Source organism: Nonomuraea antri (assembly GCF_013283785.1).
Taxonomy (GTDB): domain Bacteria; phylum Actinomycetota; class Actinomycetes; order Streptosporangiales; family Streptosporangiaceae; genus Nonomuraea; species Nonomuraea antri.
Window position 1 is genome coordinate 1 of sequence record NZ_JABCPZ010000326.1, and the last position, 9472, is coordinate 9472.

The 9472-nt window shown below is 69.4% G+C and carries 6 protein-coding genes; 1 reads left to right on the forward strand and 5 read right to left on the reverse strand.

Annotated features, from left to right (window positions below; genetic code table 11):
* Window positions 1-39: 39 nt before the first annotated feature.
* From betA to HII36_RS50720, 5 genes are all read right to left on the reverse strand, one after another.
* Window positions 40-1668, reverse strand: a complete 1629-nt coding sequence (gene betA, locus HII36_RS50700) for a choline dehydrogenase (RefSeq protein ID WP_328808269.1) — start codon at window positions 1666-1668, stop codon at window positions 40-42.
* Window positions 1665-2597 carry an ABC transporter substrate-binding protein gene (locus tag HII36_RS50705; protein ID WP_173530583.1) on the reverse strand — a complete coding sequence of 311 codons (933 nt, stop codon included), beginning with the start codon at window positions 2595-2597 and terminating at the stop codon, window positions 1665-1667. The genes betA and HII36_RS50705 overlap by 4 nt, the downstream gene beginning before the upstream one ends.
* Window positions 2598-2660: 63 nt before the next feature.
* Window positions 2661-3638 carry an ABC transporter substrate-binding protein gene (locus HII36_RS50710; protein ID WP_173530584.1) on the reverse strand — a complete coding sequence of 326 codons (978 nt, stop codon included), beginning with the start codon at window positions 3636-3638 and terminating at the stop codon, window positions 2661-2663.
* A 5-nt stretch (window positions 3639-3643) separates the two neighbouring features.
* A complete protein-coding gene (locus HII36_RS50715) occupies window positions 3644-5596 on the reverse strand; it encodes an ABC transporter permease (protein WP_173530585.1) in 1953 nt (650 codons plus the stop codon).
* Window positions 5593-6717 carry a quaternary amine ABC transporter ATP-binding protein gene (locus HII36_RS50720; RefSeq protein WP_173530586.1) on the reverse strand — a complete coding sequence of 375 codons (1125 nt, stop codon included), beginning with the start codon at window positions 6715-6717 and terminating at the stop codon, window positions 5593-5595. The genes HII36_RS50715 and HII36_RS50720 overlap by 4 nt, the downstream gene beginning before the upstream one ends.
* Window positions 6718-7029: 312 nt before the next feature.
* On the opposite strand from HII36_RS50720, the gene HII36_RS50725 reads away from it, so the two are divergent.
* Window positions 7030-9472: sensor histidine kinase (locus tag HII36_RS50725; RefSeq protein WP_173530587.1), on the forward strand; the 2443-nt coding region annotated here is incomplete at its 3' end.

Below are 9472 nucleotides of genomic sequence, written 5' to 3' on the forward strand. Positions count from 1 at the left end.
GCCTGTACCGGCGCCTCGACCGCTGACCCCCGGGGGTCGTCAGGGGCGGTGGCGGTGGAAGGCGAGGGGCTCCGGGGGGAGCGGGGTGTTGCCCAGTATGAGGTCGGCGGACTTCTCGGCGAGCATCATGACCGGGGCGTAGATGTTGCCGTTGGTCACGTACGGCATGATCGAGGCGTCCACCACCCGCAGCCCGTCGAGGCCGTGCACGCGCAGGGTCTCCGGGTCCACGACCGACATGTCGTCGGTGCCCATCCTGCAGGTGCAGGAGGGGTGCAGCGCGGTCTCGCCGTCCTTGGCGACCCAGGCCAGGATCTCCTCGTCGGTCTCGACCCCGGGGCCGGGGGAGATCTCGCCGCCGTTCAGGCCGTCCCAGGCGGGCTGGGCCAGGATGTTCCTGGCGTGCCTGATCGCCTCCACCCACTCGCGGCGGTCCTGCTCGGTGGACAGGTAGTTGAAGCGCAGCGCGGGCTTGCGCCGCGGGTCGGCCGAGGTGATGCGGACCGAGCCCCTGGCGTCGGAGTACATGGGCCCGATGTGCACCTGGTAGCCGTGGCCGCCGGCGGGGGCGGAGCCGTCGTAGCGCACCGCGATCGGCAGGAAGTGGAACATCAGGTTCGGGTACGCCACGTCGTCGTTGGAACGGATGAACCCGCCCGCCTCGAAGTGGTTGGTCGCGCCCGGTCCGCCGCGCAGGAACAGCCAGTTCGCCCCGATGAACGGCCGCCGCCACATCGCCAGCGACGGCTGCTGCGAGACCGGCCGCAGGCAGGCGTGCTGGACGTAGACCTCCAGGTGGTCCTGCAGGTTCTCGCCCACGCCGGGCAGGTCGTGCACCACCGGCACGCCCAGCGGCTCCAGCAGGGCGCTCGGGCCCACGCCGGAGACCTGGAGCAGCTGGGGTGAGTTGATCGCGCCGCCGCACAGGATGACCTCGCCGGCGTCGATGCGCTCGCCGCCGCACATCACGCCGACCGCGCGGGTGCCGTCGAAGACGATCCGGTCGACGAACGCCCGCGTCCTGATCGTGAGGTTGCGGCGGTGGCGTACGGGATGCAGGTACGCGCGGGCGGCGCTGAGCCGGCGGCCGCGGTGGATGTTGCGGTCGAAGGCCGCGAAACCCTCCTGACGGTAGCCGTTCACGTCGTCGGTGAGCGGGTGCCCGGCCTGCTGGACGGCCGCGAAGAACGCCTCGAACAGGGGCCCGCGCGCCGGGCCGCGCTCCAGTGTGAGCGGCCCCTCGCCGCCGCGGAAGTCCGAGCCAGGATCGGCCAGGCAGCGTTCCATCCGCTTGAAGTACGGCAGGCAGTGCGCGTAGTCCCAGTGCTTCATGCCGGGATCGGCGGCCCAGCGCTCGTAGTCGAGCGGGTTGCCGCGCTGGAAGATCATGCCGTTGATGCTGCTCGAACCGCCCAGGACCTTGCCGCGGGCGTGGTAGACGCGCCGGTCGTTCATGTGCGGCTCGGGCTCGGACTCGTACTTCCAGTCGTAGAAGCGGCTGCCGATCGGGAACATCAGCGCGGCCGGCATGTGGATGAACACGTCCCACAGGTAGTCGGGCCGGCCCGCCTCCAGCACCAGCACGGACACCGAGGGATCGGCGCTCAGCCGGTTGGCCAGGGCGCAACCGGCCGATCCGCCGCCCACGATGACGTAGTCGAAGCTCACCGGGGAATCCAGTCCTTCCATACGATCTTGTTCTGGTCCACCCAGCGCTTGGCGGCCTCGCGGGCGTTCATCTTCTTGTTGATGATGTCGCTGGCCACGGCGTTCTGGTTGTCGTTGGTCCAGGTGAAGTTCCTGACCAGCTCGTAGGCCTTGCCGCCGGTCTCGGCGAACTTCCGGCTGACGATCTTGTCCAGCAGGTACGGCGGGTAGTCGCACCTGGCCTTGGGGCCGTCCATGCAGCCCACGGCGTACGGCGGCAGGTTGATCTTGACCAGTTTGACCTTGGTGAACAACCATTGCGGCTCGTAGAAATACATCAGCAACGGCGTCCGTTTTTCGGTCGCGCGTTGGGCGGCCTTGATGAGCGCGTCCTCGCTGCCGGAGTAGACGACCTGGTAATTGAGCTGGAGATTCTTCACGAGCGCTTCGTCGTTCGTGACGAACGTCGGGTCGCCGTCCAGGATTTGTCCGGCATTTCCGGTCTTTTCGGTCCTGAAGAGGTGTGCGTACTTGTTCAGGTTGCGCCAGTTGGTGATGTCCGGATATTGCTTGGCCATCCACTCCGGCACGTACCAGCCGATCACGCCTTTGTTACCGGTGAGACCCGCGGAAAGAGCCACCTTCTTCTGCTCGATGTACTCCTCCTTCAGGCTGTCGTGACCCCAGTTCTCCACGATCACGTCGACCTTGCCGGTCTCGAAATCCTTCCAGGATTCGTCCTCCTTCATCGTCCGGGTCCGCACCTTGTAACCCAGCTCGTTCTCGAGCAGGTGGGCCAGCACGGCCGCCTGCGCCTCGTACCCGAGCCAGGCGTGGATGTCGATGTTCACCGTGCCCTTCGACCCGGCGGGCGGTTTGGGCTCCGCACTCGAGCAGGCCGTCAGGAGCAGGGCCGCGATCAGCGGCCCGGTGAGCGTCTTGGTTCGCATGGGATTCTCCGCTGCCGTGGCCCCCGGAGGCCGGGGACCACGGTCAAGGGGTAACTGGACGGATCACTTGGGAAGCCACGCCTGCCACTTGGCGGTGTTGGCCTCGACCCACTTCTTGGCGGCCTCTTCGCGGCTCAAGCCGCCGTTGGTGATGTCGTTGGCGACCTGGTTCTGGTCCTCGTTGGTCCAGGTGAAGTTCTTGACCAGCTCGAACGCCTTGCCGCCGGTCGTCGCGAACTTGGTGCTCACGATCTTGTTCAGGTCGGACTCGGGGTAGTCGCAGGCCACCTTCTTGGTGTCGGCGTCGCAGCTCTGGCTGAACGGCGGCAGGTTGACCCGGGCCAGCTCGACCTTGCTGAACAGCCAGTGCGGCTGCCAGAAGTACATCAGCAGCGCCTTCTTCTGCGTCTGCGCGGTCTCCGCGGCCTTGATCAGCGCGGCCTCACTGCCCGAGTAGACGACCTTGAAGTTCAGGTCGAGGTTCTTGACCAGGGCGGCGTCGTGGCTGACGAAGCTGGGGTCGCCGTCGAGCAGCTGGCCCTTGTCACCGGACTCGGAGGTCTTGAACAGCTCGGCGTACTTGTTGAGGTTCTTGTAGTCGGTGATGTCGGGGTACTTGTCGGCCATCCACTTGGGCACGTACCAGCCGATCACACCCTTGTTGCCGGTCGGGCCGATGTTCTGGGCGACCTTCTTCTCCTCGACGTACTTCTTCTCCAGGTCCGGGTGTCCCCAGTCCTCGATGATGACGTCGACGGCGCCGGACTCGAAGCCCTGCCAGCTGATCTCCTCCTTCAGCTCGGGCAGCTCGACCGTGTAGCCCAGCTCGTTCTTCAGCAGGTAGGCCACGACGTGCGCGCTGGCCTCGTAACCCACCCAGTTGTTGATGGCGATCTTCACGGTGCCGCCGCCGGACGCGCTCGCGGTTCCCTGTGGCACGGCCGTCGAGGTGGTGCCACTGCCGCTGTTCACCGTGGCCCCGCCGCAGGCGGTGGCCGCGAGTCCCAGCGCGAACAGGCCTGCGAGCAGGCGAACTTTCATGTTGGTCATCCTTTTACTCGGGGGGAAGGGCGCTTGTCGACGCCCTGCGTGATGCGGTCGAGCATGATTCCGAGCAGGACCGTCGCCAGGCCGGCGGCGAAGCCCAGCCCGAAGTCGCTGCTCTGGGAGAAGCCGGCCACCACGTCGTAGCCGAGCCCCCCGGCTCCGACCAGACCGCCGACCACCACCATCGCCAGCGTCATGACGATCCCCTGGTTGGCGGCCAGCAGGATGGCCCGCCTGGCCACCGGGAGCTGCACCTTCCACAGCAGCTGCGGCGAGGTGGAGCCGGCGGACGTGGCCGCCTCGACCACGGTGGCGGGCACGCCGCGGATCCCGTCCTCGACCAGCCTGACCACCGGCGGCACCGCGTAGATGATCGCGGCGAAGATGGCGGTGAACCTGGTCGCGCCGAACAGGGCCAGCGCGGGCAGCAGGTAGACGAACGCGGGCAGCGTCTGCGCGGCGTCGAGCACCGGGCGCTGCACGGCCGAGAAACGCGGCGAGCGGGCCGCGGCCACCCCCAGCGCCAAGCCGACGATCATGGTGATGAGCACGCCGACCAGGACCGTGGTGAGCGTCTCCATGCTGTGCTCCCACAGCCCGAGCAGCCCGAGCCCGGCCAGGCAGGCGACCGCGGTCAGCGCAGGGCGCACCCCGCTGGCCCACCAGGCCACCACCAGCACGGCCGCGCCGACCAGCCACCACGGCGACTGCGTGAGCAGTTCCTGCAACGGGTTGAGCAGGACGGCGGAGACGGTGTTCTTCAGCCCTTCGGTGAACCCGTACCAGCTCTGCTCGGCCCACCTGACCGTCGCGTTCACCGGGGCGGTCATGCGGAGGATCCACTGCTCGGGGAAGGCGGCGGGCAGCACGAACGACAACCCGATCCCGGCCACGGCCAGCCCGGCGGCCGGCGCCCACCGGGCGGGGCCGAGCCCGCGGCGCCCTGGCCGGCCCGCGGCCGCCATGGTGATGCGGTCGAGCACCATGGCCATGATGACGATGGCCAGGCCGGCCGGGAGCATGACGCCCACGTCGGTCTGGGTGAGCCCGCGCAGGATGTTGCTGCCCAGGCCGGGCGCCGCGATCAGGTTCGCGATCACCACCATCGACAGCGCCATCATGATGGTCTGGTTGATCCCCAGCGTGATCGTGGCCCGGCCCAGCGGCAGATAGACCTTGAGCAGGGTCTGCCTGCGCGTGGCGCCCAGCGAGTCCGACGCCTCTGCCGCGGTCGGCGAGACCTGCTGCATGGCCAGCGCGGTGATGCGGATCGCGGGCGGGATCGAGTAGATCATCGTGGCCACGGCCCCGGCCGGGGCGCCGATGTGGAAGAACAGCGCGAGCGGCGCCAGGTAGGCGAACGTCGGCATGATCTGCATGATGTCCAGCACCGGCGTGATGGCCCGGTGCAGCCGCGGTGAACGCCCGGCCCACACGCCCAGCGGGATCCCGATCGCCAGCGACAGCAGCACCGCCGTGCTGACCAGGGCCAGCGTCAGCACGCTCGGCTCCCACAGCCCCATCACGGCGAACGCGCCGAACCCGGCCGTCGCGAGCAGCCCGACGCGCCAGCCCCCGGCCAGCCAGCCCAGGCCGCCCATGACCCCGATCAGCCCGGGCCAGCCCAGGGCCTGCATCGCCGCGGCGAACGTCTCGTAGACGACCTCGACGAACAGCCGCAGGTAGTTGATGAAGTACAGGAACAGCGGGTTGGAGTTGCGGTTGGCGTCGATCCATTCACGCAGCTCGGTGATGGAGGTGAACTGCCATGCCTCATCGTCGTGCGGGAGCGTTCCCGTCCCGTGGAAGGCCAGCGCGCTGGCCGCGAACACGACCGCGACGCCCGCGGGCACCGCCCAGCGCGGCAGGCGCACGCGCGGCGGCGAGGCCACCGGGCCGGACGTCACCGGGCCGGACGTCGCCGGGGTCGCGGGCGCCGCGGGCGCGGTCATGCCGGGGCCTTCCCGTTCGCCACGGTCTTCTCGCTCGGCATGGCGGTGGCGGCGGTCGCGGGGGCGGCGGCCATGGCGTTCAGGATGTCCACCCGGTCCACGACGCCGACCAGGTCGTCGCCGTCCACCACCCTGATCGGCTGGGCGGAGGCGGTGGTGGCGGGGATGGCGTCCCTGATGACGGTGTCGGCGGGCAGCGTGGGCCCGTCGAGGCGTTCGCCGGGCTCGGGCTCGCGGCTGATCCAGCGCAGCGTCAGCACGTCGCCGCGCGGCACGTCGCGGACGAAGTCGGCCACGTAGTCGTCGGCCGGCGCGCCCACCAGCTCCTCGGCCGTGCCGAGCTGGACGATCGCGCCCGCCCGCATGATGGCGATGCGCTCGCCCAGCTTGAGCGCCTCCGACAGGTCGTGCGTGATGAACACCATGGTCTTGCCGACTTCGCGGTGCAGCCGGATCACCTCGGCCTGCATGTCGCGGCGGATCAGCGGGTCGAGCGCGCTGAACGGCTCGTCGAACAGCATCACCTGCGGGTCGACGGCCAGCGCGCGGGCCAGGCCGACGCGTTGCTGCATGCCGCCGGAGAGCTGGTCGGGATAGGCGTCGGCGTAGCCGTCGAGCCCGACCAGGGAGAGGATCTCGCCGGCCCTGGCGTGCCTGGCCGACTTGGCCACGCCCTGGATCTCCAGGCCGTAGGCGACGTTGTCGACGACCTTGCGGTGCGGCAGCAGGCCGAAGTGCTGGAAGACCATGCTGACCTGATGCCGGCGGATCTCGCGCAAGCGGTGCGGCGAGGCGCGGCCGACGTCCTCGCCGCCGATCCTGATCTCGCCGGCGCTGGGTTCGACGAGCCTGGTCAGGCAGCGGACGAGGGTCGACTTGCCGCTGCCGGAAAGTCCCATGACGACGAACACCTCGCCGGGGCGCACGTCGAAGCTCACGTCTCGGACGGCGGCGGTGCAACCGGTCTTCTCTCTCAGCGTGGCCGGGTCGAGGTGCTTGTCCTCGCTGTTCAGCACCTTTTCCGCCCGAGGGCCGAAGATCTTCCACAGCCTCTCGACGTTGATGGCCGCACTGTCGGGAGAAACCGTCACATCGCCTCCTCGATTGACGGGCCTCAACATATGATGCGAATAGCGCGAATCTCAACGCTGTGACCGTCCAGAGACCATCGTGCTTCTCGGGTGTTACGGGATTGGAACGCACCAATCGCCCATAATCGGACACTTATCGCGTGACGGGTTTATTTCCCGCCGCATTTTTCGGTGAGTTGGAGTTCCAGGTTTCCTCCCAGGAGTCACACAACTCGACTTTTGTCGCGTTATGTTCGTTTGGCTGTCCTGTACGGGATGTGTTCCAATTGCCGACACTTGCTGATATCCCCAGGGGCCACAGCCCCCTCAAATACGCCGCTTTCGGGCGAGAGGTTGCGTTCGGTGAGTACAGAGTTGGGCCAGAGGCAGGCGACCAAGGGCAACTGGCGCCTGCGTAATTGGCGGGTCCGGGCCCGGCTCGTCGCCCTCATCCTCATTCCGACCGCGGCGGCCGTGCTGCTGGGCGGGTTCCAGGTGTTCGCCTCCACCGGGGCGGCCGCCGACTACGCCCGCACCAACCGTCTCGCCCAGCTCTCCCAGCAGGTGGCGGACCTGACCCACCTGGTCTCCGGCGAGCGGGCCAGGACGTCCTGGTGGATCGCGCGCGGCAGGCCGAGCGGCGGGGTCGGCGGCGTGCGCGCGCACATGAACCAGGTCGACGCCTCCGCCGACCGGGTGAGTGCCCTGGCCGACCAGCTCGTCGGCGAGGTCAGCGGCCGCACCGCCGACCAGATCGAGGACCTGCTCGGCCGGCTGACCGACCTGTCCGGGCTGCGCCAGCAGGCCATGCAGGCCGACCTGCTGCCCGGCGCCGCCGTCGAGCTCTACACCACGATCATCAACGACCTGCTCTCCGTGCACAACGAGCTGATCAAGGACAGCTCCGACGACGAGCTGTTCCGCCAGACCCGCATGCTCGACGCGCTCGCCCGGGCCAAGGAGAGCCTGTCGCTGCAGCAGGCGCTGGTCACCGTCGTCCTGCAGGCGGGGGCGTTCGACCAGGACCAGCTCAAGCGCTTCCTCGGCGAGCTGTCACGCGAGACCAACGAGCGCAGGACCCTCGCCGCCGAGGGCACCCCCGAGGAGCGGCGCCTCTTCGACGAGACCGTGAACGGCCGCCCGTCCGACCGCATGCTGCTGCTGCGCGAGCTGGTACTGATCAGGGCCACCAGGAACCTGCCGCTGCGCGACCTCGACCTGAGCCCGGGCGAAGACGCCAAGGACTGGTTCGAGGCGTCCGACGTCGTCGTCGGCGCCATGCGCAAGGTGGAGCAGCGCCAGGCGGACGACATCGTCGCGCGCAGCCAGGCGCTCAGCGTGGAGGAGGAGCAGCGCGCCTACGTGATCGCGGGCGCGGTGCTCGCGCTGCTGGTGGCCGTCCTGCTGATCACCACCGGCGTGGCCAGGTCGCTGGTGCGGCCGCTGCGCCGGCTGCGCGGCGAGGCGCTGGAGATCGCCGGCCGCCGGCTGCCCGAGTTCGTGCAGCACCTGCGCGAATCGCGTGACGGCGCGACCGACGTGAAGGTGCCGCCCATCGGGATCTTCTCGCGCGACGAGGTCGGCGAGGTCGCGCGCGCCTTCGACGAGGTGCACCGCGAGGCCGTGCGGCTGGCCGGTGACGAGGCGCGGCTGCGCTCCAACGTCAACGCCATGTTCGTCAACCTGTCCAGGCGCAGCCAGACCCTGGTCGAACGCCAGCTCACGCTGATCGAACGGCTGGAGCGCGGCGAACGCGACGACGGCAGGCTCGGCGACCTGTTCAAGCTCGACCACCTGGCCACCCGCATGCGGCGCAACAGCGAGAACCTGCTGGTCCTGGCCGGCCAGGAGGCCGCGCGCAAGTGGAGCGAGCCGGTCGAGCTGATGGACATCGTCCGGGCCGCGCTCGGCGAGGTGGAGAGCTACGACCGGGTCAGTATCCAGGTGCAGTCCGAGGTGGCCGTCGCCGGACAGGCCGTCACCGACGTGGTGCACCTGCTCGCCGAGCTGGTCGAGAACGCCGTGTCGTTCTCCTCCAGGGACACCAAGGTCGTCATCGCCAGCAGCCGCATCGACGGCGGCGGGCTGATGGTCTCGGTCACCGACAACGGCATCGGCATGAACCCCGAGGAACTGGCCCAGGCCAACTGGCGGCTGGCCAACCCGCCGGTGGTCGACGTGTCGGTGTCACGCCGCATGGGGCTGTTCGTGGTCGGCCGGCTCGCCCTGCGGCACAACGTCCGGGTGCAGTTGCGCAGGCAGGACATCGGCGGGCTGACCGCCATGGTGCTGCTGCCGGAGACGCTGCTCACCGCCGTCCCCGGCGACCTGCCCGCGGGCGCGGCGCCGGGGGGACAGGTGTCCTCGGGGCCCATGGTGCCTGGGCCCAGGTTCGACCCGTCCGGGCTGCCGGTCTCGGGGCCGCCGCCGCTGCACGAGCCGCCGCCCGTGCACATCCCCATGCAGGCCACGCCCTCGCTGCCGACGTTCGGCCACCCGTCCTTCGACTCCTCCTTCGACTCTGCTTTCGACTCCTCGTTCGGGATTCCGCCCGCGCCGGAGCCGTCGTCGTGGTTCACCTCCGATCACACGTACTCGTCCGGGTCGTCCATGGCGCCGCCGATGCCACCGTCCGGGCCGCCGTCCGATTACGGGCGGCCCGCGGAGGGGCTTCCGCCGGTCCTCCCCACGGCCGAGTCTGGCTGGTTCAGCAAGCCGCCCGGCGGCACCCAGGACACCCGCGACCTGGACCCGTCCGGGCCGGCCGGACCGCCGACGAACGAGCTGCCGCGCCTGCCCGCCGCCC